Source organism: Brevundimonas sp. S1H14 (genome assembly GCF_047716865.1).
Lineage (GTDB): Bacteria > Pseudomonadota > Alphaproteobacteria > Caulobacterales > Caulobacteraceae > Brevundimonas > Brevundimonas naejangsanensis.
The window spans coordinates 2,646,873-2,673,184 of the sequence record NZ_CP136679.1 but is presented as its reverse complement, the minus strand read 5'-3'; the positions used below and the strand labels follow the sequence as shown (position 1 = coordinate 2,673,184).

Below are 26,312 nucleotides of genomic sequence, written 5' to 3'. Positions count from 1 at the left end.
TCCTGAATCACCGAACAAGCCGATAATCAATGGGTCCTGACCCTAGCACGGAAATCAGGCGGCGCTTCAACACCATGTCCCCAAGACCACCCCGACGATAGTGGGCTTTCAGCTCCGCGATAGCCTCGCGGTCTTCGTCGAATGCGTCGAGATAGGTGAAGACGACATTTCCCTCGACGCGGCCGGGATCGGAAATCCGCAGATGATCGGGGTCAGTATACATCTGGTTGACGGCTTCCTTGATTTCTTCATCACTCGCCGACAGCAGAATTGCATTGCCTTGAGACTTACTCATTTTGGCTTTGCCATCCACACCGGGCAATCGCCCGATAGCGGGAATAAGCGCGCGAGCCTCTGGAAGAACCGATTTACTTGTTTGACGATTAAGACGGCGCACGATCTCGTTTGTCTGTTCGATCAACGGTGCCTGATCTTCGCCGACCGGGACAATGGTTGCCTTAAACCCCGTAATATCGGCGGCCTGCCCAACTGGATAGCACAGGAAGCCGGCAGGTATGTCGCGGCCGAAACCGCGAGCCTGAATTTCATCCTTAATCGTTGGATTCCGTTCGAGCCGGGCTACCGTGACAAAATTTAGGTAGAGCATCGTCAATTCAGCCAGCGCGGGCAACGCCGACTGGACGCAGATTGTTGAAATCGTCGGGTCTATGCCAACGCCCAAATAGTCCAACGTCACTTCCATGACGTTGCGCCGCACCTTCTCGGGATCATGGGCATTATCAGTCAGTGCTTGGGTATCAGCGAGCAGAAGATATTGCTTGTGCTGATACTGGAGCGCGACTCGATTGCGGAGCGATCCCACATAGTGCCCCAAATGCAAGGGGCCGGTAGTGCGGTCGCCAGTCAAGATTACAGAGCGGAGGTCAGTTTCCGAGGGCATTGTCGAAGCTCTTTCGTAAAGAGCCGCTGCCTCGGTCGGATGGAAAGTGATCGGATAGACCAAGCCGCCAAAGCAGCGGCCAAGGTCAAGATGATATGACGGGGCCGCGCTTAGAAAGCGCGCCACCAGCGTTGCGAGAGAACTGTAGGCCGGTTCGTCATAACCGCTACCAATATAGCGTGGTCTACGGTCTGCCAAGCTCCGATTGCGCGGGATCGGCCTTCTGGCGGTTGCTGTTCCGAGTCCAAATCGGTTCAGGGATGGTAGGAGCCGAGCAGCTTACCCATCCTATTTGCCGCCGTTCGCCGCCGATCACCGCACGCAGCTAGATACTTGTTGAACCGGCCAGATTTCGGCCTCTCTTAATCGACCCCGATCCGGGGATCGCCTGTCGCGTCCCCGCAAGAAGCCGGGGCCGACATGACCACCAACCACCAAAGACCGGAAGCCATTGCGCGCGGCGCGCGCATGTTGCGTACCGCGCTCGGCCCCGCCATTGCCCGGCTGCTCGAAGACCCGGCCGTGGTCGAGGTGATGCTGAACCCGGACGGGCGGTTGTGGATCGACCGCCTGTCCGAAGGGCTTTCCGACACGGGCGAGCGCCTGTCCGCCGCCGATGGCGAACGCATCGTGCGGCTGGTCGCGCATCATGTCGGCGCGGAGGTTCACGCCCGCAGCCCCCGCGTCTCGGCCGAACTGCCGGAGTCGGGCGAAAGATTCGAGGGCCTGCTGCCGCCCGTGGTCGCCGCCCCGACCTTCGCCATCCGCAAGCCCGCCGTCGCCGTGTTCAGCCTCGACGATTATGTGGCGGCGGGCATCATGTCCGCCGATCAGGCTGCGACGCTACGCGCGGCCGTTTCTTCCCGCGCCAACATCCTCGTGGCGGGCGGCACCAGCACCGGCAAGACCACGCTGACCAACGCTCTGCTCGCCGAGGTAGCGAAGACGGCGGATCGCGTCGTCATCATCGAGGACACGCGCGAGCTGCAATGCGCCGCGCCCAACCTTGTCGCCATGCGGACGAAAGACGGCGTGGCGACGCTTTCCGATCTGGTGCGTTCCTCGCTGCGCCTGCGCCCCGACCGCATCCCCATCGGCGAGGTGCGCGGGTCGGAAGCCCTCGACCTTCTGAAAGCGTGGGGCACCGGCCATCCGGGCGGGATCGGCACCATCCATGCAGGCACCGGCATCGGTGCGCTGCGTCGCCTTGAACAACTCATCCAGGAGGCTGTCATCACGGTCCCGCGCGCCCTGATCGCGGAAACCATCGACCTTGTTGCCGTCCTTTCCGGGCGCGGTTCCGCGCGCCGGCTTGCCGAGCTTGCCCGCGTCGAAGGGCTGGGGCCGGACGGCGACTACCGCCTCACCCCCGCCATCCAAACCAGCACAGGAGAACCGCAATGATCCGCACGCTTTCGCGCGGCTATCGCCGCATGGCGACCGCCGCATCCGCCCTCGCCATCAGTCTCATGCTCGCCCCGGCCGCCCATGCGTCCGGTTCGTCGATGCCTTGGGAACAGCCTTTGCAGCAAATCCTCCAGTCCATTGAGGGGCCGGTCGCCAAGATCATCGCCGTCATCATCATCATCGTGACCGGCTTGACGCTCGCCTTTGGCGATACCAGCGGCGGTTTCCGTCGCCTGATCCAGATCGTGTTCGGCCTTTCCATCGCGTTCGCCGCATCGAGCTTCTTCCTGTCTTTCTTCTCCTTCGGCGGCGGGGCGCTCGTTTGATGGCGGGCGGACTCGAACAACTCGACGCGGTGCCGGGATTCTCGATTCCGGTCCACCGGGCGTTGACCGAGCATATCCTGCTCGGCGGCGCACCGAGAAGCATTGCCATCATGAACGGGACGCTTGCCGGGGCCGTGGGCCTCGGCTTGCGCCTCTGGCTGGTCGGCATCGCCATTTGGGCAATCGGCCATTTCGCGGCCGTGTGGGCGGCGAAGCGTGATCCCCAATTCGTCGAGGTCGGGCGGCGGCATCTGCGCATCCCCGGCCATCTGGCGGTGTGAGGACACAGCTATGATGAACCTTGCCGAATACCGCCGCACCGCCACCTGGCTCGCCGACTATCTGCCGTGGGCCGCACTGGTCGGCTCCGGCGTCGTCTTGAACAAGGACGGCTCGTTCCAGCGCACCGCGAAGTTTCGCGGTCCCGATCTGGATTCCGCCGTCGCGCCCGAGCTGGTCGCCGTCGCCGGCCGCATCAACAATGCCGTGCGCCGCCTCGGCTCCGGCTGGAGCATCTTCGTCGAAGCGCAGCGCAGCGACGCCGCGACCTATCCCGACAGCACCTTTCCCGATGCCGCATCGGCGCTGGTTGATGCCGAGCGGAAGGCCGGTTTCGAGGAAGCGGGCACGCATTTCGTGTCCGGCTACTTCCTCACCTTCCTCTGGCTGCCCCCGGCCGAGGAAGCCGCCCGCGCCGAAACATGGCTCTACGAGGGCCGCGAGAAAACAGGCGTGGACCCGTGGGAGCTGCTGCGCGGCTTCATCGACCGCACCGACCGCGTGCTGGCGCTGCTCGACGGCTTCATGCCCGAGTGCCGTTGGATGGATGACGGCGCGACGCTGACCTATCTCCATTCCACCATCTCGACCAACCGCCATCGCGTGCGCGTGCCCGAGGTGCCCATGCACCTCGACGCGCTGCTCGCCGACCAGCCGTTGACCGGCGGGCTGGAGCCGCGCCTTGGCGACGCGCATCTGCGCGTGCTGACCATCGTGGGATTCCCGACCGCGACGACGCCGGGCCTGCTGGACGACATGAACCGGCTGCCGTTCCCCTACAGGTGGAGCACGCGCGCGATCCTGCTCGACAAGACCGATGCGACGCGGCTGCTGACCCGCATCCGTCGCCAATGGTTCGCCAAGCGCAAGAGCGTCGCCGCGATTCTGAAAGAGGTCATGACGAACGAGGCGTCCGCCCTTGTGGACACCGACGCCGCGAACAAGGCGCTCGACGCCGACATGGCGTTGCAGGAGCTTGGGGCGGACGTGGCGGGCATGGCCTACGTCACGGCGACCGTCACCGTTTGGGATGCCGACCCGCGCCTTGCCGACGAGAAGCTGCGCCTGGTCGAGAAGATCGTTCAGGGCCGCGACTTCACCGCCATGCCCGAGAGCGTCAACGCGGTTGACGCATGGCTCGGCAGCCTGCCCGGACACGCCTACGCGAATGTCCGCCAGCCGCCTATCAGCACTTTGAATCTCGCCCACATGATCCCGCTTTCAGCGGTGTGGGCGGGGCCGGAACGGGACGAGCATTTCGGTGCGCCCCCTTTGCTCTTTGGAAAGACCGAAGGCTCAACCCCGTTCCGGCTAAGTCTCCATGTCGGCGACGTAGGCCACACCCTTGTCGTCGGCCCGACCGGCGCGGGCAAATCCGTGCTGCTGGCGCTCATGGCCTTGCAGTTCCGGCGCTATGCGGGATCGCAGGTTTTCGCCTTCGACTTCGGCGGCAGCATCAGGGCGGCCGCGCTCGCCATGGGCGGCGACTGGCACGACCTTGGCGGCGGATTGACCGATGGGGCCGAGGCGTCCGTCTCGCTCCAGCCGCTCGCCCGCATCCACGATACCTATGAACGCGCATGGGCAGCGGACTGGATCGCCGCCATCCTCATGCGCGAAGGCATCGCCATCACGCCCGAGGTGAAGGAATATCTTTGGACGGCGCTGACTTCGCTGGCCTCGGCCCCGGTCGAGGAACGCACGATCACCGGCCTTGCGGTGCTGTTGCAATCCAACGATCTGAAACAGGCGCTCAGGCCGTTCTGCGTCGGCGGTGCCTATGGCCGGCTGCTCGACGCCGAAGCCGAACATATCGGCTCGGCGGACGTGCAGGCGTTCGAGATCGAGGGCCTTGTCGGGACCGGCGCGGCCCCGGCCGTCCTGTCCTACCTGTTCCACCGCATCGGCGAGCGGCTCGACGGGCGGCCGACGCTGCTCATCATAGATGAAGGCTGGCTTGCGCTGGACGACGAGGGTTTCGCCGGCCAGCTCCGCGAGTGGCTGAAAACGCTGCGCAAGAAAAACGCCAGCGTCATCTTCGCCACGCAAAGCCTGTCCGACATTGACGGCAGCAACATCGCGCCCGCGATTATCGAGAGCTGCCCGACGCGGCTCTTGCTGCCGAACGAGCGGGCCATCGAACCGCAGATCACGGCCATTTATCGCCGCTTCGGCCTCAATGACCGCCAGATCGAAATCCTCGCAAAGGCCACGCCCAAACGGGATTACTACTGCCAAAGCCGCAGGGGCAATCGCCTGTTCGAGCTTGGCCTGTCCGAAGTCGGCCTCGCGCTCTGCGCCGCATCCGCCAAATCCGACCAGACGCTCATTGCGCAGATCGTCACTGAGGCCGGCCGCGACGGCTTCCTTGCTGCTTGGCTGCGTGAGCGCGGCGTCGAGTGGGCGGCCGAGTTGATCCCCAACCTCACCAATCTTGCCGACCGACCGGAATCCGCCGCGCCGGCTCGGCTCGATACCCAACCCACACAGGAGATTCTTCCATGACCTATCCCAAGATCGTCGGGGCGTCGGCCCTCGCGCTGGCGCTCGCCGTGCCCGTCGCGCTTTCGCCCATGCTGGCAAGTCCGGCCCATGCGCAATTCGGCTTCGGTCGCATCGTCTATGACCCGAGCAACTATGCGCAGAACGTGCTTACGGCAGCGCGCACGCTCGAACAGATCAATAACCAGATCACCAGCCTCCAGAACGAGGCGCAGATGCTCATCAATCAGGCCCGCAACCTTGCGAGCCTGCCGTATTCCTCGCTCCAGCAGCTCCAGCAGAACGTCCGGCGCACGCAGCAGCTTCTCGGCCAAGCGCAGAACATCGCTTTCGAGGTCGGCCAGATCGACCAAGCGTTCCAGCAGCAATATGGCAACGTCTCGCTTTCGACGACCGACGCCCAGCTTGTCGCCGATGCACGTAGCCGCTGGGAGAACACGGTCGGCGGCTTGCAGGACGCGATGCGCGTTCAGGCGGGCGCGGTCGGCAATATCGACGGCAACCGTGCCGAAATGGCCGCGCTGGTCGGCCAGAGTCAGGGCGCGACCGGCGCGCTGCAAGCCACGCAGGCCGGCAACCAGCTCCTTGCCCTCCAGTCGCAACAGCTTTCCGACCTGATCGCCGTCATCTCGGCGAACGGCCGGGCCGACGCGCTGACCGAAGCGGAACGCGCCGCCGCCGCCGAACAGGGCCGCGAGCAGCGCCGCCGCTTCCTGACGCCGGGCAGCGGCTATCAGCCGGGCAACGCGCAGATGTTCAACGGCAACAACTGACGGGAGGCTCGCCATGGACGGCAAGATGCTGGCCCGCCTCGGGGCCGTGGTGTTCGTCGCCATCGCCGTTACGGCGACCGCAATCGACATGGCGCGGAAGGACGAACCTCCCGCGCCACGGCCCGCATCGGCCCTCCAGCCCCCGGCCGATCCCCTGCGCGAACGCCTGCGCCGCTGCCAGCAGCTCGGCGAGGCAGCCGCCAGCGATGCCGACTGCCTCGCCGCATGGGCTGAATCCCGCGACCGCTTCCTCGGTCGCACGCCAGCGCCTGCCGCACCGCAATCCAGCGAAGGGCGCTGACCATGGGCAACACGGGCGTCATCGACTCGTTTCTAGGCGTATTCACCTCCTACATCGACAGCGGGTTCGGCCTGCTCGGCGGCGAGGTGGCGTTTATTGCGACCACCCTGATCGTGATCGACGTGACGCTCGCCGCGCTCTTTTGGGCATGGGGCGCAGATGACGACATCATCGCGCGCTTGGTGAAAAAGACGCTGTTCGTCGGCGTCTTCGCCTACATCATTTCAAACTGGAACAACCTGGCCCGGATCGTCTTCGAGAGCTTCGCCGGCCTTGGCCTCATGGCGTCGGGCACCGGCTTTTCTGTCACCGATCTGATGCGGCCGGGCCGCGTCGCGCAGACCGGCCTCGACGCCGGCCGTCCGCTGCTCGATTCCATTTCCGACCTGATGGGCTGGATCGCGTTTTTTGAAAATTTCATCCAGATCGCGTGCCTGCTGTTCGCATGGGCGCTGGTCGTGCTGGCTTTCTTCATCCTCGCCATCCAGCTTTTCGTGACACTGATCGAATTCAAGCTGACCACGCTCGCCGGCTTCGTGCTGATCCCCTTCGGCCTGTTCGGCAAGACCGCCTTCATGGCCGAGCGCGTGCTTGGCAACGTGGTGTCCTCCGGCATCAAGGTTCTGGTCCTCGCCGTCATTATCGGCATCGGCTCGACGCTGTTCTCACAGTTCACGGCCGGTTTCGGCGGGGCAACCCCGAGCATCGACGAGGCCATGGCGATTGTGCTCGCCGCGCTATCGCTGCTCGGCCTCGGCATCTTCGGTCCCGGCATCGCCAACGGCATCGTATCAGGCGGCCCGCAGCTCGGCGCGGGCGCGGCCGTGGGAACCGGCCTTGCAGTCGGCGGTGCAGCCGTCGCCGCTGGCGGCGCGACGATGCTTGCTGCGAAGGGCGGTGCTGCTGCCCTGTCCGGCGGGGCCGCGGCCGTCCGCGGCGGCGCGGCCACCGCGGGCGCGGCGACCGCCGCCTATAGCGTCGGATCGCTCGGCCAGTCCGGCGCGGCAAGTGTCGCCTCCGGCCTTGGCGGTGTTGCACGCGCCGCTGGATCGGCGGCTATCTCGCCCCTCAAACGCGCCGCCGCGCGCGCCAGTGAATCCGTCAAGTCCAGTTTCACCGATGGCGCGCGCGCAGGCTTCGCCGCTGGCGGCGGCACATCGTCGATGGGCACGGTCGGCGGCGCGAGCGCCGCCCCGGCCGCACCATCCGCATCGGGCGGCAGCCCGCCCGCGTGGGCGCAGCGGATGCAGCGTTCGCAGGCCCTCAACCACGGCACGACCATGGCCGCCCATGCGGTGCGCTCCGGCGACAGCCACGGCTCCGGTTCCTCCGTCAACCTTTCCGAAAGTGACCGCTCATGAGCATCTTCAAACGACCATCGACCCACTACGGCAAATCGCCGGAACCCGAGACGCCCTATCAGAAGGCCGCGCAGGCATGGGACGAGCGTATCGGCTCGGCCCGTGTTCAGGCGAAGAACTGGCGCTGCATGGCCTTCGGCTCGCTGATCCTGTCGGCTGGCTTCGCCTCCGCCCTTGTCTGGCAATCGGTGCGCGGGACCGTGGTGCCGTGGGTGGTGCAGGTCGATAATCTCGGCCAGGCGCAGATCGTCGCGCCCGCGAGTGCCGACTATCGCCCGACCGATCCGCAGATCGCGTTCCATCTCGGCCGGTTCATCGAGCAGGTGCGCGCGATCCCGGCCGACGCCATCATTGTCCGCCAGAACTGGCTTCGGGCCTATGAGTGGACCACGGATCGCGGCGCGGCGGCGCTTAATGACTATGCCCGCGCCAATGACCCGTTCAGCAAGGTGGGGCGGCAACAGATCGCCGTCGAGGTGTCCAGCGTCATCCGGGCATCCCCCAACTCGTTCCGCGTGGCGTGGACGGAGAGGCACTTCGAGAACGGCCAGCTTTCCACAACCGAGCGATGGACGGCCATCCTCACCATCGTCATCCAGCCGCCGCGCGACGCCGAACGGCTGCGCGCCAATCCGCTCGGCATCTACGTCAACGCAATTTCGTGGTCGCGGGAGATGAGCCAATGAGGACGATCACCCGCACCCACACAATCGCGGCCGTGCTGCTTTCGGCCACCATGCTCGCAGGCTGCGCGACCAACCGGACGCCGCAATTCAGCTACGATACCAACGTGCCGCCGCTGCCGACCGTGCAGGCGATAGCAACCGACAACACGCCCCGGCCTTTGCATGTGCCCCCGGCATGGACCGTGGCGCGTGGCGGAACCGTCGCCGACACGCCGACCGGCCGTGTTGAGAACGCCAATGCCGCCGCCCGCGTCGAGCCGCGCCGGGAAGGCTACTACAACGCGATCCAGATTTATCCGTGGTCCGAAGGCGCGCTCTATCAGGTCTATGCCGCAGTCGGACAGATCACGACGATCGCGCTGGAGCCGGGCGAGAGCCTGACCGGCGCGGGGCCGATTGCGGCGGGCGACACCGCCCGCTGGATCATCGGCGACACGGAATCCGGTTCGGGCGCGAACCGCCGTGTCCATATCCTCGTGAAGCCGACACGGGAGGACATTTCCACCAACCTTGTCGTCACCACCGACCGGCGCATCTACATGATCGAGCTGCACGCGCGGGCATCGCTCTACATGCCCGCCGTGGCATGGGCCTATCCCGCGCCGCCGCCCGGCCAGCGCCAGACCGTCCCGGCCGCGCCCGTCATCCCGGCCGAGGCTGCGAGGAACTACCGCTATGGCTTGCAGGTGCAGGGCGACAGCCCGCCATGGCGGCCCGTTTCCGTCTTCGACGATGGACGGCGCGTCTATGTCGTCTTCCCGGCCGGCATCGTGCAGGGCGAGATGCCGCCGATCTTCGTGCTTGGCGCGGACGGCGAGCCGCAGATCGTCAACAGCCGCGTCCACCAGAACGTCCTGATCGTGGACCGCCTGTTCGGCGCGGCCGAGCTGCGCCTTGGCAGCGGCAACCGCCAGCAGGTCGTCAGGATCGTCCGCACCAACCCGACGCAGACCGCAGCAGAATCGGCCAGCACGACCATGGGAGGATCGTCCTCATGAGCGATACTGATACCGCCGCGCCCATGCGCCTGCGCGCCGAACCGCCCCGTGTCACGCGCCTGTCCCGCAAGATGCTGGCAGGCGTCGGCGCTGTCGCCTTGCTCGGCATCGGCGGCGCGCTGATCTATGCCCTCCAGACCCGCGATGCAGGGCCGGGAGGCGAAGAACTCTATTCGACCGAGAACCGGCCCACGGCGGACGGCCTTGCCGGTTTGCCGCGCGACTATACGGGGCCGGTGCTCGGCCCGGCGCTGCCCGGCGACCTCGGCCGTCCGATCCTCGACGCGCAGAACAGGGGACAGCCGGTCGCGCCGCCCGCGATAGTGACGCCCGCCGTCGATCCCGAGGAAGAACGCCGCCGCGCCGAGGAAGAAGCCGCGCGGTTGAGCAACGTATTCTTCCAGTCCGGCCCGCGCACGGGAGCGGCAGGGACGGCCATGCCCGGCCTTGCCGGTCTTGGCCTTGGTGGACAGCCCGCGATGCAGGACCGGCACGCGGCTTTCCTCAATGGCCCCGTGGACCGGCAGACCGTCGCGCCGGATCGCGTCGCGCCGCCGGCATCGCCCTGGATATTGCAGGCTGGGGCCGTGATCCCGGCTGCGCTCATCACCGGCATCCGTTCCGACCTTCCGGGCCAGATCACCGCGCAGGTGACGGAGAACGTCTATGATAGTCCCACCGGCAGCCTGCTCCTGATCCCGCAGGGCACGCGCATCATCGGTCAATACGATGATGGCGTGACCTTCGGCCAGCGCAGGGTGCTCTTGGTGTGGAACCGCCTGATCCTGCCGGGCGGCCGTTCCATCGTCCTTGAGCGCCTGCCCGGCGCGGACGCATCGGGCTACGCTGGGCTGGAAGACGGAGTTGATTACCATTGGTGGGATCTGATGAAGGCCGCAGGGCTGTCCACGCTGCTCGCAGTCGGCACGGAGCTGGCGACGAGCGACGAGGACCGGCTGATACGCGCCATCCGCGACGGGGCGCAGGATACCGTCAATCAGGCGGGCCAGCAGATCGTCCAGCGCCAGTTGCAGGTCGCGCGCACGCTCACCATCCGGCCCGGCTTCCCGGTCAGGATCATCGTGACCCGCGACCTTGTGTTCGAGCCGGCAGGAGGTTGACCATGACCAAGCTGAAACTCGGCCCGCTGCCTGACGACAAGCCCGTCAAGGTGACGGTGGAGCTGCCCGCGCCGCTTCACCGTGATCTGATCGCCTATGCCGAGGTGCTGGCCCGCGAGAGCGGCCGGCCCGCCGCCGATCCCGCCAGGCTGATCGTGCCCATGCTGGAGCGTTTCATCGCCACGGATCGCGGTTTCGCAAAGGCACGGCGGGAAGCAGGACAGACCATAAAAACATGAGCTTGAGTTGGCATATGTGCGTGGCAAGAGCAAAAAATTCTACGCAGCTATCTGTTTTCCATGACGGGGATATGCTAACCGTTAAGCATCCTGCGACGCGGCATGTGCTTCGTCATGCGTCCTTGAAACCATCCGCTACGAAGCATACGTAACACCCATGATGTTCATTTCCACATTCTTCCCGCTGATCTGAACGACTGAAAGTCGTGCCGGCGCACGTGCGCCGTTCAGATTAAGACGGCCCTGCTGATGCGGAGGCCGAACGGAGAATGTGTTTGTAAGGCTCTGTTGCAAAGATTGGCGGCAGTCAGAGGTAGGCTGTCGCTCTGCGCCGATCAGGCGGCTGCTGCGAAATGGTGGTTGAGCATGCCCATGGCCTCCGTCAGCGCCGAGGGCCCAATGCCAAAAGCTCTCTCCACAAGGCGCACCTCGCCCCTGATGCCGGGCTGCAGGCACCAGGGGCGAGCCTGTCCTTTGCGCAGGGCTCGCATGACTTCGAATCCCTTGATCGTGGCATAGGCCGTGGGGATCGATTTGAAACCGCGCACCGGCTTGATCAGTATCTTGAGCTTTCCGTGATCGGCCTCGATCACGTTATTGAGATACTTCACCTGCCGGTGGGCCGTCTCCCGGTCCAGCTTTCCTTCGCGCTTCAATTCGGTGATCGCTGCACCATAGCTCGGCGCTTTGTCGGTATTGAGCGTGGCAGGCTTTTCCCAGTGCTTCAGGCCTCGCAGGGCCTTGCCCAGGAACCGCTTCGCTGCCTTGGCGCTGCGGGTCGGCGACAGGTAGAAATCGATCGTGTCGCCCCGCTTGTCGACTGCCCGGTACAGGTAGGTCCACTTGCCCCGCACCTTGACGTAGGTTTCATCCAGGCGCCAGCTCGGATCAAAGCCACGCCGCCAGAACCAGCGCAGCCGCTTCTCCATCTCCGGGGCGTAGCACTGGACCCAGCGATAGATCGTCGTATGGTCGACCGAAATGCCGCGTTCCGCCAGCATTTCCTCAAGGTCGCGATAGCTGATCGGATAGCGACAATACCAGCGCACCGCCCACAGGATCACATCACCCTGGAAATGGCGCCACTTGAAATCCGTCATCGTTCCGTCCGTCCAATCTCCGCCAAGCATGCTCAAGCTTCACGATTTTTGCAACAGAGCCCACACGAGTATTGAGCATAGTCGAGATTGGTGCAGATCACTTCTGATATTGAACTGTCAGGAGCTGGCTGCACAACAGCCATTACGCCCAATCAACTGGTGCAGTCGTCTTCTGAAAATGACATTTGGTATCTCTCATAAACGGATGTTTTTGAGAGAACTATCTTCGGCCTTCACACGCACGAAAGGCGGCGAAGCTCCGCCGTTAATCCGTCCGCCGGAGATCTCGCCCAGGCAGGCTGAAGGCCGAGCAAGCCTGACAGGCCCGAAAAGCCCGGCACGGGCGTCGGCGGCGATGACGGCGGCGGCATTATCCAGGGTTGATGATGGAAGTGGAGGATATCGACAACCTCTCGCGCAACCAAGACATCGCGGTCGGACTGCAAGTGATCTTGAAGCCACGGGCCCGTCCCACCCCGACATGGACCTCGATGCCCGAACGGACGTTAGATTTCGAGTTCTAGGCGTTCTGCGATGAAGGTTGGATCCCAGCCGGGATTGAAAGTGTCGACGTGGGTGAATCCGAGCCGCTCGTATAGGCCACGCAGGTTCGGGTGGCAGTCGAGCCGCAGCTTGGCGCACCCCTGCGTTCGCGCGGCATGGCGGCAAGCCTCGATCAGCGCGGAGCTGACACCCCGGCCCGCATGTGTCCGTCGCACCGCGAGCTTGTGCAGATATGCGGCCTCCCCCTTGAGGGCGTCGGGCCAGAACTCGGGATCCTCGGCCGACAAGGTGCAACAGCCGACGATGCCGTCGCTGCAACTCGCGACTAGGAGCTCGGATCTCAGGACGAAGGTCTCCGCGAATGTCCGGTCGATCCGCGCGACGTCCCAGGCGGGCGTTCCCTTGGCGGACATCCACGCCGCAGCGTCGTGCATCAGCCGCACAACCTCGTCGATATCACCCGAGCAGGCGACCCGAACGTTCGGAGGCTCCTCGCTGTCCATTCGCTCCCCTGGCGCGGTATGAACCGCCGCCTCATAGTGCAGTTTGATCCTGACGAGCCCAGCATGTCTGCGCCCACCTTCGCGGAACCTGACCAGGGTCCGCTAGCGGGCGGCCGGAAGGTGAATGCTAGGCATGATCTAACCCTCGGTCTCTGGCGTCGCGACTGCGAAATTTCGCGAGGGTTTCCGAGAAGGTGATTGCGCTTCGCAGATCTCCAGGCGCGTGGGTGCGGACGTAGTCAGCGCCATTGCCGATCGCGTGAAGTTCCGCCGCAAGGCTCGCTGGACCCAGATCCTTTACAGGAAGGCCAACGGTGGCGCCCAAGAAGGATTTCCGCGACACCGAGACCAATAGCGGAAGCCCCAACGCCGACTTCAGCTTTTGAAGGTTCGACAGCACGTGCAGCGATGTTTCCGGTGCGGGGCTCAAGAAAAATCCCATCCCCGGATCGAGGATGAGCCGGTCGGCAGCGACCCCGCTCCGTCGCAAGGCGGAAACCCGCGCCTCGAAGAACCGCACAATCTCGTCGAGCGCGTCTTCGGGTCGAAGGTGACCGGTGCGGGTGGCGATGCCATCCCGCTGCGCTGAGTGCATAACCACCAGCCTGCAGTCCGCCTCAGCAATATCGGGATAGAGCGCAGGGTCAGGAAATCCTTGGATATCGTTCAGGTAGCCCACGCCGCGCTTGAGCGCATAGCGCTGGGTTTCCGGTTGGAAGCTGTCGATTGAAACACGGTGCATCTGATCGGACAGGGCGTCTAAGAGCGGCGCAATACGTCTGATCTCATCGGCCGGCGATACAGGCCTCGCGTCCGGATGGCTGGCGGCCGGTCCGACATCCACGACGTCTGATCCGACTCGCAGCATTTCGATCGCCGCGGTGACAGCGCCGGCGGGGTCTAGCCGCCGGCTCTCATCGAAGAAGGAGTCCTCGGTGAGATTCAGAATGCCGAACACCGTCACCATGGCGTCGGCCTCCGCAGCGACTTCCACGATGGGGATCGGGCGAGCAAAAAGGCAGCAATTATGAGCCCCATACCTACAAAGCCCCACGCATCAAGCTTTTGCCCATGAAGCAACCAGGCAATGGCTGTAATTATGACGACGCCGAGTCCCGACCAGACTGCATAAGCAACACCGACAGGGATGGATTTCAGAACCAGAGAAAGAAAATAAAATGCGATGCCATAACCGATTATGACAACGGCGGAAGGGGCAAGCTTAGTAAAGCCCTCGCTAGATTTTAATGCGGATGTTGCGATTACTTCGCCAACTATTGCGATAACAAGAAAAAGCCAGCCTTTCATGATATATCTCCCAATTTGTGTAGGGCTTATTATGCACGCTTAAAAATAATAAAAGCAGACTTGACCTGATAGTTTGGCTGTGAGCAATTATGTGCTTAGTGCATCTAACGCCGGAGTTAAGCCGCCGCGCGTAGCGCGGTCGGCTTGAACGAATTGTTAGACATCATTTACCAACTGACTTGATGATCTCGCCTTTCACAAAGCGAATAAATTCTTCCAAGTGATCTGCGCGTGAGGCCAAGTGATCTTCTTTTTGTCCCAGATAAGCTTGCTTAGCTTCAAGTAAGACGGGCTGATACTGGGCAGGTAGGCGTTTTATTGCCCAGTCGGCAGCGACATCCTTCGGCGCGATTTTGCCGGTTATTGCGCTGTACCAAATGCGGGACAACGTAAGCACTACATTTCGCTCATCGCCGGCCCAGTCGGGCTGCGAGTTCCATAGCTTCAAGGTTTCCCTCAGCGCCTCGAATAGATCCTGTTCAGGAACCGGGTCAAAGAATTCCTCCGCTGCCGGACCTACCAAGGCAACGCTATGTTCTCTTGCTTTTGTAAGCAGGATAGCTAGATCAATGTCGATCATGGCTGGCTCGAAGATACCCGCAAGAATGTCATTGCGCTGCCATTCTCCAAATTGCAGCTCGCGCTTAGCCGGATAACGCCACGGGATGATGTCGTCATGCACGACAAGGGTGACTTCTATAGCGCGGAGCGTCTCGCTCTCGCCAGGGAAAGCCGAAGCCTCCATAAGATCATTGAGCAATGCTCGCCGCGTCGTTTCATCAAGCTTTACGGCCACAGTAACCAACAAATCAATATCGCTGTATGGCTTCAGGCCGCCATCCACTGCGGAGCCGTACAAATGCACGGCCAGCAACGTTGATTCCAGATGGCGCTCAATGACGCTTAGCACCTCTGATAGTTGGTTCGAAATTTCGATGGTCACCGCTTCCCTCATGATGTCTAACGTTTGACATGAGGGGCGGCCAAGGGCGCCAGCCCTTGGACGTCCCCCTCGATGGAAGGGTTAGGCATCACTGCGTGTTCGCTCGAATGCCTGGCGTGTTTGAACCATGTACACGGCTGGACCATCTGGGGTGGTTACGGTACCTTGCCTCTCAAACCCCGCTTTCTCGTAGCATCGGATCGCTCGCAAGTTGCTCGGCGACGGGTCCGTTTGGATCTTGGTGACCTCGGGATCATTGAACAGCAACTCAACCAGAGCTCGAACCAGCTTGGTTCCCAAGCCTTTGCCCAGTTGTGATGCATTCGCCAGTGACTGGTCTATTCCGCGTACTCCTGGATCGGTTTCTTCTTCCCACCATCCGTCCCCGCTTCCAAGAGCAACGTACGACTGGGCATACCCAATCGGCTCTCCATTCAGCATTGCAATGTATGGAGTGACGGACTCTTGCGCTAAAACGCTTGGCAAGTACTGTTCCTGTACGTCAGCAAGTGTCGGGCGTGCTTCTTCTCCGCCCCACCACTCGACGATATGAGATCGATTTAGCCACTCATAGAGCATCGCAAGGTCATGCTCAGTCATGAGGCGCAGTGTGACGGAATCGTTGCTGTTGGTCACGATGCTGTACTTTGTGATGCCTAACTTTGTTTTAGGGCGACTGCCCTGCTGCGTAACATCGTTGCTGCTCCATAACATCAAACATCGACCCACGGCGTAACGCGCTTGCTGCTTGGATGCCCGAGGCATAGACTGTACAAAAAAACAGTCATAACAAGCCATGAAAACCGCCACTGCGCCGTTACCACCGCTGCGTTCGGTCAAGGTTCTGGACCAGTTGCGTGAGCGCATACGCTACTTGCATTACAGCTTACGAACCGAACAGGCTTATGTCCACTGGGTTCGTGCCTTCATCCGTTTCCACGGTGTGCGTCACCCGGCAACCTTGGGCAGCAGCGAAGTCGAGGCATTTCTGTCCTGGCTGGCGAACGAGCGCAAGGTTTCGGTCTCCACGCATCGTCAGGCATTGGCGGCCTTGCTGTTCTTCTACGGCAAGGTGCTGTGCACGGATCTGCCCTGGCTTCAGGAGATCGGAAGACCTCGGCCGTCGCGGCGCTTGCCGGTGGTGCTGACCCCGGATGAAGTGGTTCGCATCCTCGGTTTTCTGGAAGGCGAGCATCGTTTGTTCGCCCAGCTTCTGTATGGAACGGGCATGCGGATCAGTGAGCGTTTGCAACTGCGGGTCAAGGATCTGGATTTCGATCACGGCACGATCATCGTGCGGGAGGGCAAGGGCTCCAAGGATCGGGCCTTGATGTTACCCGAGAGCTTGGCACCCAGCCTGCGCGAGCAGCTGTCGCGTGCACGGGCATGGTGGCTGAAGGACCAGGCCGAGGGCCGCAGCGGCGTTGCGCTTCCCGACGCCCTTGAGCGGAAGTATCCGCGCGCCGGGCATTCCTGGCCGTGGTTCTGGGTTTTTGCGCAGCACACGCATTCGACCGATCCACGGAGCGGTGTCGTGCGTCGCCATCACATGTATGACCAGACCTTTCAGCGCGCCTTCAAACGTGCCGTAGAACAAGCAGGCATCACGAAGCCCGCCACACCGCACACCCTCCGCCACTCGTTCGCGACGGCCTTGCTCCGCAGCGGTTACGACATTCGAACCGTGCAGGATCTGCTCGGCCATTCCGACGTCTCTACGACGATGATTTACACGCATGTGCTGAAAGTTGGCGGTGCCGGAGTGCGCTCACCGCTTGATGCGCTGCCGCCCCTCACTAGTGAGAGGTAGGGCAGCGGGCTCTGTTGCAAAGATTGGCGGCAGTCAGAGGTAGGCTGTCGCTCTGCGCCGATCAGGCGGCTGCTGCGAAATGGTGGTTGAGCATGCCCATGGCCTCCGTCAGCGCCGAGGGCCCAATGCCAAAAGCTCTCTCCACAAGGCGCACCTCGCCCCTGATGCCGGGCTGCAGGCACCAGGGGCGAGCCTGTCCTTTGCGCAGGGCTCGCATGACTTCGAATCCCTTGATCGTGGCATAGGCCGTGGGGATCGATTTGAAACCGCGCACCGGCTTGATCAGTATCTTGAGCTTTCCGTGATCGGCCTCGATCACGTTATTGAGATACTTCACCTGCCGGTGGGCCGTCTCCCGGTCCAGCTTTCCTTCGCGCTTCAATTCGGTGATCGCTGCACCATAGCTCGGCGCTTTGTCGGTATTGAGCGTGGCAGGCTTTTCCCAGTGCTTCAGGCCTCGCAGGGCCTTGCCCAGGAACCGCTTCGCTGCCTTGGCGCTGCGGGTCGGCGACAGGTAGAAATCGATCGTGTCGCCCCGCTTGTCGACTGCCCGGTACAGGTAGGTCCACTTGCCCCGCACCTTGACGTAGGTTTCATCCAGGCGCCAGCTCGGATCAAAGCCACGCCGCCAGAACCAGCGCAGCCGCTTCTCCATCTCCGGGGCGTAGCACTGGACCCAGCGATAGATCGTCGTATGGTCGACCGAAATGCCGCGTTCCGCCAGCATTTCCTCAAGGTCGCGATAGCTGATCGGATAGCGACAATACCAGCGCACCGCCCACAGGATCACATCACCCTGGAAATGGCGCCACTTGAAATCCGTCATCGTTCCGTCCGTCCAATCTCCGCCAAGCATGCTCAAGCTTCACGATTTTTGCAACAGAGCCGTTTGTAATGCCTAAATCTAAGCATGTCGGCCTGACTTCTGGTCAGGTCCAGAGCTTCATTGACGATGGGTTCGTCAAAATCGAAAATGCCTTCAGCGCCAACCTTGCAAAGCAAGGGAGGGACGAGTTGTGGGCGGATATAGGTCTGTCACCGGACGAACCTGAAAACTGGACTCAACCCGTTGTTCGAGTGGGGTTCAAGTCGTCGCCCCCCTTCATCGAAGCTGCTAACACGCCGCAACTGCACAAAGCCTACGACCAACTCGTTGGGGAAGGCCGATGGCTTGCCCCCAAAGGGGTTGGAACCTTTCCCATCCGCTTTCCGTCACCAGAATCTCCCGGTGACGATGGCTGGCATGTGGACGTGAGCTTTGGCACCGACAATCCAGATTTCATGGAGTGGCGGGCCAACGTTAAGAGTAGCGGACGCGCCTTGTTGATGCTGTTTCTGTTTTCGGATGTTGGTCCCAATGACGCGCCTACGAAAATACGAAAAGGGTCACATGCGTCGATTGCGCGTGAGTTGCTGCCCTACGGCGATGCAGGCGCGACACTCAGGCAACTTTCCGAGAATGGCTACGCCTCTACGGAAGGTTGCGATGTTGCGTTGGCAACAGGTGCGGCGGGCACCGTCTACCTATGCCATCCATTCATCGTCCATGCGGCGCAACCTCATCGAGGGGAGCAACCGCGTTTCATGGCACAGCCGCCGCTGCTGCCGAAGGGCGAGTTTGATCCGGCGCTACCTCCATCGCCGGTCCAGATCGCCATCCGTCAGGCATGTAGGCTGACGTTCTAAGCCAAGAGGCATCCGGGGCCGCAACGCGGCCCCGGATGTTGCTGGTTATCCCTTAGTGTCTCTGCAACAGGCGCAGGGGTGCCGCCAGCGCATGGATGAAAATACGGCACGCTACAGGCCGCCGACTGCCCTCCATGGTTCGCTTGATTCCGGGGCCTTGAGCGCCCCGGATTCCACATCGAACCAAGGAGGATTCCATGTGTGCAGAGCGCCACCGCGCCCGCAAAGGGCGACCGCGACACCCGGTCCCCGAAGCACTTCCCGACGATCTTTTCGACTATGCCGACGACCCCACGCCAGACGGCCGGGAGCGCCGCAGGTCGCCGCTTCGCATCGTCGATGTGGACTCGTTACCTGTCTTTGACGACTGGCCCGAGAAGGTGCCGATCACCGAAGCCGAGCTAGAAATCTTCGAGCGGTATTTCGGCGACGTGCTCGACCGGCTGTTCGGCCCAATCGACGATCCTGACAATCAGGGCTTGCCGCCATTAACATCAGATGATAACAGTAAGCCATGAGCGAGGATCGTGACCCGAGCCTCGACACGCTTCTGGACCTCGACGGACAGGTGCTCGTTGTCGATCCCGAGGGCGGCCATTGGGTGAAGTTCATCGTCACCCGCGTTCCGGCATCGCCGGAAAAGCCGCACGGCCTCGATTACTCGCTCACGCTGCACGGGCCTTCGGGCGAACGGCTGGTCGGCTTCGATAACGCCCATCCGGTCAGCCGGGGCAGGAGGGGCGAGCCGATGGACCATCGGCACCGCATCCAGACCGTGAAGCCTTACGCCTACGAGGATGCGGCCACGCTGCTGGCCGACTTCTGGCAGGCGGTGGATGCAGTGTTGAAGGAGCGAGGCGTAACATGACCACATTGAAAGTCGGGATTGCCGACTATGACGAGATGAAGGCCCGCGCCATGCGGATCGCCAAGGGCGAGGAAAAGCCTGCGCCCGGCGACCCAAAGGTGTGGTTCACGTCCACAGAATCCTTTGCGCAAATCCTATCCAGCGGGAACCGCGAGTTGCTGCGTGTCATCGACGAGCAGTCTCCCGGCTCTCTGGAGGAATTGTCGCGGATCACCGGGCGGTCGAAGCCCAGCCTGTCCCGAACCCTCAAGACGATGGCGAACTACGGCCTTATCCGCATGGACCCCGGCGAGGGCCAGAAGGTCGTTCCCAAGGTGCTGCATGACCGCGTGGCGCTGGAGCTGCCGCTGATCGAACGCCGGGCCGCGAAAGGAGGCGCGCTATGAATATGCAGAGTCCCCATGTCTCGCTACGCGCCGCGCTCTACCTGCGCGTTTCGACGGCACGGCAGGCCGAGCATGACGTGTCGATCCCCGACCAGCGCAAGCAGGGCGAAGCCTATTGCGCCTCACGCGGCTACCAGCTTGTCGAAACCTATGTGGAAGCCGGCGCTTCGGCCACCAATGACCGCCGCCCCGAGTTCCAGCGGATGATCGAGGCAGGCACCAGCAAGCCCGCACCGTTCGATGTTGTCGTGGTCCATTCGTTCAGCCGGTTCTTCCGCGATCACTTCGAGCTGGAGTTCAACGTCAGGAAGCTCGCCAAGAACGGCGTCAAGCTGGTCTCCATCACGCAGGAAATGGGCGACGACCCCATGCACGTCATGATGCGGCAGATCATGGCGCTGTTCGACGAATACCAGTCGAAGGAGAACGGCAAGCACGTCATGCGGGCCTTGAAGGAGAACGCCCGGCAGGGCTTCTGGAACGGCTCGCTGCCGCCCATCGGCTACCGTGTCGTCGATGCCGAGCAGCGCGGCGCGAAGATGAAGAAGAAGCTGGAGATCGACCCGCTCCATGCCGACACCGTGCGGCTGATTTTCCGCCTCGCATCCGAGGGCGACGGCATGTCCGGCCCCATGGGCGTAAAGAACATCGTCAACTATCTGAACAAGCACCGCATGTTCACCCGCAACGGCGGGCGTTGGGGCATCGGCCAGCTTCACCGTGTCCTGACCCGGCGCACCTATATCGGCGAGCATCGCTTCAATCGTCGCTCCAACAAGGGCGTAGTGAAGCCCGAGGATGAAATCGTCACCGTCGCGGTGCCGCCGCTGATCGACCTTGAGATATTCGAGGCCGTGCAGCATCGCTTGAAGGTCAACAATCCGAAGGTCACGCCGCCGCGCGTCGTCAGCGGCCCGAACCTGCTGACCGGCATTTGCCATTGCGGCAATTGCGGAGGCGCGATGACGCTGCGCACCGGCAAGAACGGTCGCTATCGCTACTATGCCTGCTCGACACGAGCGCGGCAGGGCGACACGGGCTGCAAGGGCCGCGCAATCCCCATGGATAAGCTCGACCGTATCGTGGTCAGCCATATAGAGGAAAGGCTGCTCGACCCCGAGCGGATCGAAGACGTTCTCGCCTCGCTTCTGGATCGACGTCAGGAGAGTGTAGAGCGGCGCAGCCAGCATATCGCCGAGTTGAACCATCGCGCGGCCGAAGCCGATAACCGCCTCAAGCGCCTCTACGACGCCATTGAAGCCGGTTCGCTCGACCCGGCCGAATCCTCCCTTGGCGAGCGCATCGCGGGCCTCACGGCGCTTCGGGATCAGGCGCGGGCCGACGCCACGCGGATCGAAGCTATGCTCGCAAGCTCCACCCACCAGCGTCTCACAGGAGCGGCCGTGCGAGAATTAGCAAGCGAAGCACGCACCCGGCTCCGGCTTGGAAAGGGCGGATATCGGCGGGAACACGTCCGAGCCTTCGCCCAGCACGTCGAGGTCGCAGACGATGCGATCTACATCAAAGGAAACAAAAACGTCCTGTTGAGGACGCTGGCAGCCACCAAAGGAGGGAAAACGGCGGGAATCGGCGTTCCCGGTTTTATACCGAAGTGGCGGACAGAGAGGGATTCGAACCCTCGATAGAGTTGCCCCTATACACGCGTTCCAGGCGTGCGCCTTCAACCACTCGGCCACCTGTCCATTCCACCTGAAGCCCGGATGCGTCCGGGGCGGAACCGCCGGGAGCGGACCGACGGGAGGGGCTGATTAGAGCATGATCTCCCCATGGGCAAGCGCTCTTGAAGCCTCCATATAGGCGCAGACGATGTTTTCGCGGAGTTCTCGCCATGTTGTTGAAGAAGAATGCTGAACTGCCCACGCCTGAGACCGCTTTGCCGGGCCGGGCTGAGGCGCTGACGACGGATGAGACTCACTTCGTTCTCGGCCATGCGTTGAAGGGGCCGCACCCCGCGGGGATGCAGACGGCCGTGTTCGGCATGGGCTGTTTCTGGGGCGTGGAGCGGGTGTTCTGGCAGTTACCGGGCGTATGGGTCACGTCGGCGGGTTATGCGGGCGGCATCACGCCCAATCCGACCTATGAAGAGGTCTGTTCGGGCCGCACCGGCCATACGGAGGTGGTGCAGGTGGTCTTCGATCCGACCAAGATCACCTACGGCGATCTGCTGAAGTCCTTCTGGGAGAACCACGACCCGACGCAGGGCATGCGTCAGGGCAATGACCTGGGCACCCAGTATCGCTCGGCCATCTATACGCTGAATGATGAGCAGCAGGCGGAGGCGGAAGCTTCGCGCGACGCCTATCAGGCGGCGCTCAGCGCGGCGGGGCGAGGGGCCATCACGACCGAGATCGAACCGGCGGGGCCGTATTATTTCGCCGAGGATTATCATCAGGGTTATCTGGCCAAGAACCCGGCGGGCTATTGCGGCATCGGCGGGACGGGCGTGGTTTGTCCCATCGGTCTGGGTGTCGGCGCCTGATGGATCGGGCGGGCGTCGGCAAGGTCTGCCTGGCGATGCCGGGGGCGACGATGGATCATCCGTTCGGGCCGGGTCATGACGCCTATAAGGTCGGCGGCAAGATGTTCGCCCTGATCGGGGCCGAAGGCGGGCTGTCGTTCAAGGTCTCCGACATCGCCTATGAGGTGTTGACCGAGGAGGGGCGGGCGGCGCCGGCGCCCTATCTGGCGCGGGCGAAATGGGTGCATCTGGCCGATCCGGGCGACTGGCCGGACGACGAGCTTGCCGACCATCTGAAATCGGCCCACGCCCTGATCGCCGCCAGGCTGACGAAGAAGGCCCGGGCAGAGTTGGGTCTTCTCCTCCCCATGTGATGGGGAGGAGAGGCGGGCGTTACTTCGCCTTCTGTTCGGCGATCCAGCGGTCCATGCGGGCGTCCAGCAGGGCCAGCGGCAGGGCGCCGTCGACCAGCAGGGCGTCGTGGAAGGTCCGCACGTCGAAGCGGTCGCCCAATTCGCGCTCGGCCCGGCTGCGGATCTCGCGCAGGCGAATCTCGCCGATTTTATAGGCCGTGGCCTGACCGGGATCGCCGATGTAGCGCTGCAGTTCGGTTTCGATGTTGTGCGGCGACAGGGCGGAGTTGTCGCGGAAGCAGGCGCGGGCCTGTTCCTCGGTCCAGCCCAGCCAGTGCAGGCCGGTGTCGGCCACCAGGCGGCAGGCGCGCCACATCTCATAGCTGAGGCGGCCGAACCGCTCATAGGGCGTGCGATAGATGCCCATTTCCTCGCCCAGGAATTCGGAATACAGGCCCCATCCTTCGCTGAAGGCGATGACCGAGGCGTCGCGGCGGTAATAGGGCTGGTCGGCGGCTTCCTGCTGCAGGGCGATCTGCAGGTGATGGCCCGGCACGGCCTCGTGCACCGTCAGGGCGGGCAGTTCATACAGGGGCCGCTGGTCCAGCTTGCCGGTGTTGACGATGTAGCCGCCCGCAACGCCCATCGCCATCGAACCGGCGTTGTAGCGGCCGGTGGTGTAGGTCTCCTCCATCTCGATCGGAACCGGACGCACGCCGTAAGGCAGGCGCGGCAGGGTCGCGAACAGGGACGGCAGGCGGTCGTCCGAGCGTTTGGCGATCTCCGACGCCTTCTCCAGCAGTTCCTCGCGCGACTGGGCGTAGAATTGCGGGTCAGTGCGCAGGAAGTTCAGGAAACCGGCGAAGTCGCCGGTCCAACCCGCGGCGCGCATCTCAGTCTCCATGCGGGCGCGGATGCGGGCGACTTCCTCAACGCCGATCTGGTGCACCTGATCGGGCGTCAGGTCGGTGGTCGTATTGCTGCGTACCAGGAAGGCGTAGATGTCTCGGCCGCCGGGGCGGTGGACCAGACCCGGCTCTTGCGGGGCCTTCGGCGCATACTCGTCGCGCAGCAGGTCGCGCCAGGCGGTGCGGCGGGCGGTGATCGGCCCCTCGACAATGGCGCGGGCGCGGGCGCGGAACTGTTCCTGCTGCGCGGCGGGGATGGAGGCGGGCAGGGCGTCGAACGGGCGCAGCAGGACGTCGCCCGTCTCGCCCGGCGTCAGGTCGCGCTCGGCCTGGGCCAGGGCGCTGTCGACGACCGAACGGGCCTGGATCAGGCCGGTCTCCAGCCCGCGTCGGGTGTTGGCGATCCCGGCGTCGTAATAGGCGGGCGCTGCTTCAAGACGCTTCAGCCAGGCCTCGGCGTCGGCGGCCGTGGCGATGCGCGCAGCGGGGGCCAGATAGGCCATGAGCTGGCCGGGGCCGCCTTCGGAATCGAAGGCAAGACGGTGCAGATCCAGTTCGATCTGTTCCAGCTCGCGGCCGATCAGATAGCCTACGAAGGCGTGGTTCAGGCGGTGGGCTTCGTCCAGCGAGGCGGGGTCGATGGCGTCCAGCCGCGCCTTCAGGGCGTTCAGCGGGGCGCGGCGGGCCAGTTCGCCCGCGCGGCTGGCGTCGGGCAGGCGCGACAGGGCGGCGCGGTCGCCGTCCATGCCCGAGCCGATCGGGTCGTTCTGGCGCAGGTAGGCCTCGTAATCGACCAGCAGGGCGTCGAGCGCGGCGGCGCTGGATTGGCTTTGAACAACGGCCGCCTGCGCAGGCAGGGCGGTTGCGGCTGCAAGGCCGGACAGGCCGATACCGGCGACGAGAAGAAGATGACGCATGACTTGAAGCCCTCCCACGAGCAGGCGGGGAAGGGAGCGGACGACGCCGCTGCGGTCAAGTCTTTAGCGGCACCGCTCCAGAAAGCGGGCGGCGCGTCCTTCCGACCCCGGCTGGGCGGCCATCATCGACCGCTGGTCGCCGTTCCATACGGCCAGCCATCCGAGGCGATAAAAGCGCTGAAACACCGGATGGGATGCGGGCGCCGTAGCGACCAGATGAACGCCGTCGTGGATAACCGCTTCTTCGACGCGGGCGGGGAAGGTCTCGGTGTCGCCGCCCGATTCCAGCGTCACGGCGAGGCGCTGCGGCGTCCGGTCGGCGGCCAGCGACAGGCCGATCTTGCCCGATCCGGGGGCGCACATGAGGCTGAGCGGCACGTCGTCGGACTGGGCCAGTCCATAGGACAGGCGCGGTTCGTCCGGATCCTCGTTCAGGAACCAGTCGTACCCGGCCACAGGCAGAGGTGCGGCGCTGGTCGCCATAGGCGCGACTGTGGGCGCGCAGGCGCCGAGGGCGGACACGGCGGCGACGGCTGCGGCGGTCAGCCAGAAAGAGAGGCGCATCCTGATCCCTATCCGGTGCACAGTTCGGCGAAGCGGCGCAGTTTGGGCAGATTCGCCCGATCGATCTCTATGGCCTCGGCCTGATCGCCCAGCGTGAGCGTCAGCCGCCCGGAGGCCAGGAAGGCGGCGAAGACCGGGTGATCGGCGCGCAGCACCGCCTCCAGTCGGCCGCGTCGCGCGCGGGCCTCGACCTCGGCCGAAGCGGCGCCCGAGCGGATGACCGCGAAACCGTCGGCTCCCGGCGCGTCATGGAAGGCCAGCCGCACGATGCTTGTGCCCGGCGCGCATTCCAGCGTCGTGCGCAGACGCGGCGTATCCGGGATCTCATTGGCCAGGACCAGAGGGCCGTCGCCGCTGTAGAGGGTCCAGGTCCACCCCTCCGACGGGCGCGGCGTTCGCGCGGGCGTCGCTGCCTGAGGCCGTTCGGCCGGCGGCTGGACTCCGCTCTGAGGCGCCGTCTGCACGGCCAGGGCGAAGAGCATGGCCTGGGACAGGCCGAGCAGTGAGGTCATGTTTCAGCCCCCGCTGAGGAAAACCGGGGGACTGTGATCACGCGTGTCCCGAAGCGCAATAGCTAAGAAACCCCTGAACCAGACGCCGCTCGGCGCGAGTGGCGGTCAGCTGACGGTCGCCGGCCTCGGTCTGCACGGTCATGCGCCCGCCGCGCGCCAGTCCCGTCAGGGCAGCATCGCCCAGCGGCAGGCGCGCTTCAAAGGCCTCTCCGTTCGACAGGGGATCGACGGGCTGAGGCCCGTGCGACGCCAGGATCAGGCCTGCGCTTCGCGGCTGAACGTCGCCGTAGACCACGGCCGAGTTCTCGCCCGGCGCACAGGTCAGCATCAGGGCCAGCTGGTCCGAATCCGGCAGGCCATAGGCCAGTTTCGCCATCGCGCCCTCGCGCAGCATATGCCAGCCGGCCGCGGGCTCGGTTCCGCCGCGCGGCGCCGAAGGCGCATGGGTCGCCGCATGGGCCGCAACGGCGGCCAGGCCCACGGCGGCCAGGATCGGAAAGAGGCTCTTACGCATGACAAGCTCACTCGCGTTCGACAGAGCAAACGCGGGTCGCTTGTTAAGAGTTCACGGCTCCGC

The 26,312-nt window shown here is 63.8% G+C and carries 30 protein-coding genes, 1 tRNA gene and 1 pseudogene; 19 read left to right on the top strand and 13 right to left on the bottom strand.

The window, feature by feature from the left end; translation table 11 throughout:
- Window positions 1–7 precede the first annotated feature (7 nt).
- A complete protein-coding gene (gene trpS / locus RSD66_RS13010) occupies window positions 8–1,099 on the bottom strand; it encodes a tryptophan--tRNA ligase (protein ID WP_415288120.1) in 1,092 nt (363 codons plus the stop codon).
- A gap of 222 nt (window positions 1,100–1,321) precedes the next feature.
- On the opposite strand from trpS, the gene trbB reads away from it, so the two are divergent.
- From trbB to RSD66_RS12955, 11 genes are read left to right on the top strand one after another with little or no spacing between them, the layout of a single operon-like run.
- On the top strand, window positions 1,322–2,305 hold the full coding sequence (gene trbB / locus RSD66_RS13005; protein ID WP_415288118.1) for a P-type conjugative transfer ATPase TrbB: 984 nt from the start codon (window positions 1,322–1,324) through the stop codon (window positions 2,303–2,305).
- Window positions 2,302–2,634, top strand: a complete 333-nt coding sequence (locus tag RSD66_RS13000; protein WP_137709413.1) for a TrbC/VirB2 family protein — start codon at window positions 2,302–2,304, stop codon at window positions 2,632–2,634. The genes trbB and RSD66_RS13000 overlap by 4 nt, the downstream gene beginning before the upstream one ends.
- The gene (locus RSD66_RS12995) at window positions 2,634–2,915 is read left to right on the top strand and encodes a VirB3 family type IV secretion system protein (protein WP_174835068.1); all 282 of its coding nucleotides are present in this window, start codon (window positions 2,634–2,636) and stop codon (window positions 2,913–2,915) included. Before RSD66_RS13000 ends, RSD66_RS12995 begins: the two co-directional genes overlap by 1 nt.
- Before the next feature lie 10 nt (window positions 2,916–2,925).
- Entirely contained in the window at window positions 2,926–5,418 is a 2,493-nt protein-coding gene (gene trbE / locus RSD66_RS12990) for a conjugal transfer protein TrbE (protein ID WP_415288116.1), read from the top strand.
- On the top strand, window positions 5,415–6,188 hold the full coding sequence (gene trbJ / locus RSD66_RS12985; protein ID WP_415288115.1) for a P-type conjugative transfer protein TrbJ: 774 nt from the start codon (window positions 5,415–5,417) through the stop codon (window positions 6,186–6,188). The genes trbE and trbJ overlap by 4 nt, the downstream gene beginning before the upstream one ends.
- A gap of 13 nt (window positions 6,189–6,201) precedes the next feature.
- Window positions 6,202–6,489, top strand: coding sequence for a putative entry exclusion protein TrbK-alt (gene trbK-alt, locus RSD66_RS12980; protein WP_415288113.1), 288 nt, complete (start codon window positions 6,202–6,204; stop codon window positions 6,487–6,489).
- A 2-nt stretch (window positions 6,490–6,491) separates the two neighbouring features.
- A complete protein-coding gene (trbL, locus tag RSD66_RS12975) occupies window positions 6,492–7,850 on the top strand; it encodes a P-type conjugative transfer protein TrbL (protein ID WP_415288112.1) in 1,359 nt (452 codons plus the stop codon).
- Complete coding sequence (gene trbF / locus RSD66_RS12970) at window positions 7,847–8,536, top strand: conjugal transfer protein TrbF (protein WP_415288110.1); 690 nt, start codon at window positions 7,847–7,849, stop codon at window positions 8,534–8,536. The genes trbL and trbF overlap by 4 nt, the downstream gene beginning before the upstream one ends.
- Window positions 8,533–9,534, top strand: coding sequence for a P-type conjugative transfer protein TrbG (trbG, locus tag RSD66_RS12965; RefSeq protein ID WP_415288108.1), 1,002 nt, complete (start codon window positions 8,533–8,535; stop codon window positions 9,532–9,534). Before trbF ends, trbG begins: the two co-directional genes overlap by 4 nt.
- Window positions 9,531–10,655 carry a TrbI/VirB10 family protein gene (locus tag RSD66_RS12960; protein ID WP_415288107.1) on the top strand — a complete coding sequence of 375 codons (1,125 nt, stop codon included), beginning with the start codon at window positions 9,531–9,533 and terminating at the stop codon, window positions 10,653–10,655. The genes trbG and RSD66_RS12960 overlap by 4 nt, the downstream gene beginning before the upstream one ends.
- Before the next feature lie 2 nt (window positions 10,656–10,657).
- Window positions 10,658–10,894 (top strand): DUF2274 domain-containing protein, encoded by a 237-nt coding sequence (locus RSD66_RS12955; protein ID WP_415288105.1) that lies wholly within the window; start codon window positions 10,658–10,660, stop codon window positions 10,892–10,894.
- A 335-nt stretch (window positions 10,895–11,229) separates the two neighbouring features.
- Here the strand turns inward: RSD66_RS12955 and RSD66_RS12950 are convergent, their stop codons facing one another.
- From RSD66_RS12950 to RSD66_RS12925, 6 genes and pseudogenes are all read right to left on the bottom strand, one after another.
- Window positions 11,230–11,994: an IS6-like element IS6100 family transposase gene (locus tag RSD66_RS12950; protein WP_001389365.1), complete on the bottom strand. Its 765-nt coding sequence runs from the start codon at window positions 11,992–11,994 to the stop codon at window positions 11,230–11,232.
- A 506-nt stretch (window positions 11,995–12,500) separates the two neighbouring features.
- Window positions 12,501–13,001, bottom strand: coding sequence for a GNAT family N-acetyltransferase (locus RSD66_RS12945; RefSeq protein ID WP_000376623.1), 501 nt, complete (start codon window positions 12,999–13,001; stop codon window positions 12,501–12,503).
- A 127-nt stretch (window positions 13,002–13,128) separates the two neighbouring features.
- A complete protein-coding gene (gene sul1 / locus RSD66_RS12940; protein ID WP_000259031.1) occupies window positions 13,129–13,968 on the bottom strand; it encodes a sulfonamide-resistant dihydropteroate synthase Sul1 in 840 nt (279 codons plus the stop codon).
- Window positions 13,962–14,309 (bottom strand): quaternary ammonium compound efflux SMR transporter QacE delta 1, encoded by a 348-nt coding sequence (locus RSD66_RS12935; protein ID WP_000679427.1) that lies wholly within the window; start codon window positions 14,307–14,309, stop codon window positions 13,962–13,964. Before RSD66_RS12935 ends, sul1 begins: the two co-directional genes overlap by 7 nt.
- A gap of 116 nt (window positions 14,310–14,425) precedes the next feature.
- Window positions 14,426–15,264, bottom strand: a pseudogene (locus RSD66_RS12930) (AadA family aminoglycoside 3''-O-nucleotidyltransferase).
- Between the two features lie 69 nt (window positions 15,265–15,333).
- On the bottom strand, window positions 15,334–15,888 hold the full coding sequence (locus RSD66_RS12925) for an aminoglycoside N-acetyltransferase AAC(6')-Ib4 (protein ID WP_003159191.1): 555 nt from the start codon (window positions 15,886–15,888) through the stop codon (window positions 15,334–15,336).
- A 160-nt stretch (window positions 15,889–16,048) separates the two neighbouring features.
- On the opposite strand from RSD66_RS12925, the gene intI1 reads away from it, so the two are divergent.
- Window positions 16,049–17,062, top strand: a complete 1,014-nt coding sequence (intI1, locus tag RSD66_RS12920) for a class 1 integron integrase IntI1 (protein ID WP_415288090.1) — start codon at window positions 16,049–16,051, stop codon at window positions 17,060–17,062.
- A 61-nt stretch (window positions 17,063–17,123) separates the two neighbouring features.
- On the opposite strand, the gene RSD66_RS12915 is transcribed toward intI1, so the two are convergent.
- On the bottom strand, window positions 17,124–17,888 hold the full coding sequence (locus RSD66_RS12915) for an IS6-like element IS6100 family transposase (protein WP_001389365.1): 765 nt from the start codon (window positions 17,886–17,888) through the stop codon (window positions 17,124–17,126).
- Window positions 17,889–17,956: 68 nt separating this feature from the next.
- Between RSD66_RS12915 and RSD66_RS12910 the strand changes: the two genes are divergently transcribed.
- From RSD66_RS12910 to RSD66_RS12890, 5 genes are all read left to right on the top strand, one after another.
- On the top strand, window positions 17,957–18,748 hold the full coding sequence (locus tag RSD66_RS12910; RefSeq protein ID WP_303705967.1) for a phytanoyl-CoA dioxygenase family protein: 792 nt from the start codon (window positions 17,957–17,959) through the stop codon (window positions 18,746–18,748).
- A gap of 197 nt (window positions 18,749–18,945) precedes the next feature.
- Window positions 18,946–19,266: a hypothetical protein gene (locus RSD66_RS12905; RefSeq protein WP_415288083.1), complete on the top strand. Its 321-nt coding sequence runs from the start codon at window positions 18,946–18,948 to the stop codon at window positions 19,264–19,266.
- Window positions 19,263–19,616, top strand: a complete 354-nt coding sequence (locus RSD66_RS12900) for a toxin-antitoxin system TumE family protein (RefSeq protein WP_303705969.1) — start codon at window positions 19,263–19,265, stop codon at window positions 19,614–19,616. The genes RSD66_RS12905 and RSD66_RS12900 overlap by 4 nt, the downstream gene beginning before the upstream one ends.
- Window positions 19,613–20,002: a helix-turn-helix domain-containing protein gene (locus RSD66_RS12895; protein ID WP_303705970.1), complete on the top strand. Its 390-nt coding sequence runs from the start codon at window positions 19,613–19,615 to the stop codon at window positions 20,000–20,002. The genes RSD66_RS12900 and RSD66_RS12895 overlap by 4 nt, the downstream gene beginning before the upstream one ends.
- Window positions 19,999–21,648 (top strand): recombinase family protein, encoded by a 1,650-nt coding sequence (locus RSD66_RS12890; RefSeq protein ID WP_415288081.1) that lies wholly within the window; start codon window positions 19,999–20,001, stop codon window positions 21,646–21,648. Before RSD66_RS12895 ends, RSD66_RS12890 begins: the two co-directional genes overlap by 4 nt.
- On the opposite strand, the gene RSD66_RS12885 is transcribed toward RSD66_RS12890, so the two are convergent.
- Window positions 21,616–21,705 (bottom strand) — tRNA-Ser (locus RSD66_RS12885). The genes RSD66_RS12890 and RSD66_RS12885 overlap by 33 nt on opposite strands.
- A 146-nt stretch (window positions 21,706–21,851) precedes the next feature.
- Between RSD66_RS12885 and msrA the strand changes: the two genes are divergently transcribed.
- Both msrA and RSD66_RS12875 read left to right on the top strand, forming a co-directional pair.
- Window positions 21,852–22,502, top strand: a complete 651-nt coding sequence (gene msrA / locus RSD66_RS12880; protein ID WP_415288080.1) for a peptide-methionine (S)-S-oxide reductase MsrA — start codon at window positions 21,852–21,854, stop codon at window positions 22,500–22,502.
- Window positions 22,502–22,855: an MmcQ/YjbR family DNA-binding protein gene (locus tag RSD66_RS12875; protein WP_024354821.1), complete on the top strand. Its 354-nt coding sequence runs from the start codon at window positions 22,502–22,504 to the stop codon at window positions 22,853–22,855. Before msrA ends, RSD66_RS12875 begins: the two co-directional genes overlap by 1 nt.
- A 19-nt stretch (window positions 22,856–22,874) precedes the next feature.
- On the opposite strand, the gene RSD66_RS12870 is transcribed toward RSD66_RS12875, so the two are convergent.
- The 4 genes from RSD66_RS12870 to RSD66_RS12855 all read right to left on the bottom strand — a co-directional run bounded on the left by RSD66_RS12870 (window position 22,875) and on the right by RSD66_RS12855 (window position 26,249).
- Window positions 22,875–24,659 carry a DUF885 domain-containing protein gene (locus tag RSD66_RS12870; protein ID WP_415288079.1) on the bottom strand — a complete coding sequence of 595 codons (1,785 nt, stop codon included), beginning with the start codon at window positions 24,657–24,659 and terminating at the stop codon, window positions 22,875–22,877.
- Window positions 24,660–24,722: 63 nt separating this feature from the next.
- The gene (locus RSD66_RS12865) at window positions 24,723–25,223 is read right to left on the bottom strand and encodes a hypothetical protein (protein WP_415288078.1); all 501 of its coding nucleotides are present in this window, start codon (window positions 25,221–25,223) and stop codon (window positions 24,723–24,725) included.
- A gap of 8 nt (window positions 25,224–25,231) precedes the next feature.
- On the bottom strand, window positions 25,232–25,735 hold the full coding sequence (locus RSD66_RS12860) for a hypothetical protein (RefSeq protein ID WP_415288076.1): 504 nt from the start codon (window positions 25,733–25,735) through the stop codon (window positions 25,232–25,234).
- A 37-nt stretch (window positions 25,736–25,772) separates the two neighbouring features.
- Window positions 25,773–26,249 (bottom strand): hypothetical protein, encoded by a 477-nt coding sequence (locus RSD66_RS12855; RefSeq protein WP_415288074.1) that lies wholly within the window; start codon window positions 26,247–26,249, stop codon window positions 25,773–25,775.
- Window positions 26,250–26,312: the final 63 nt, after the last annotated feature.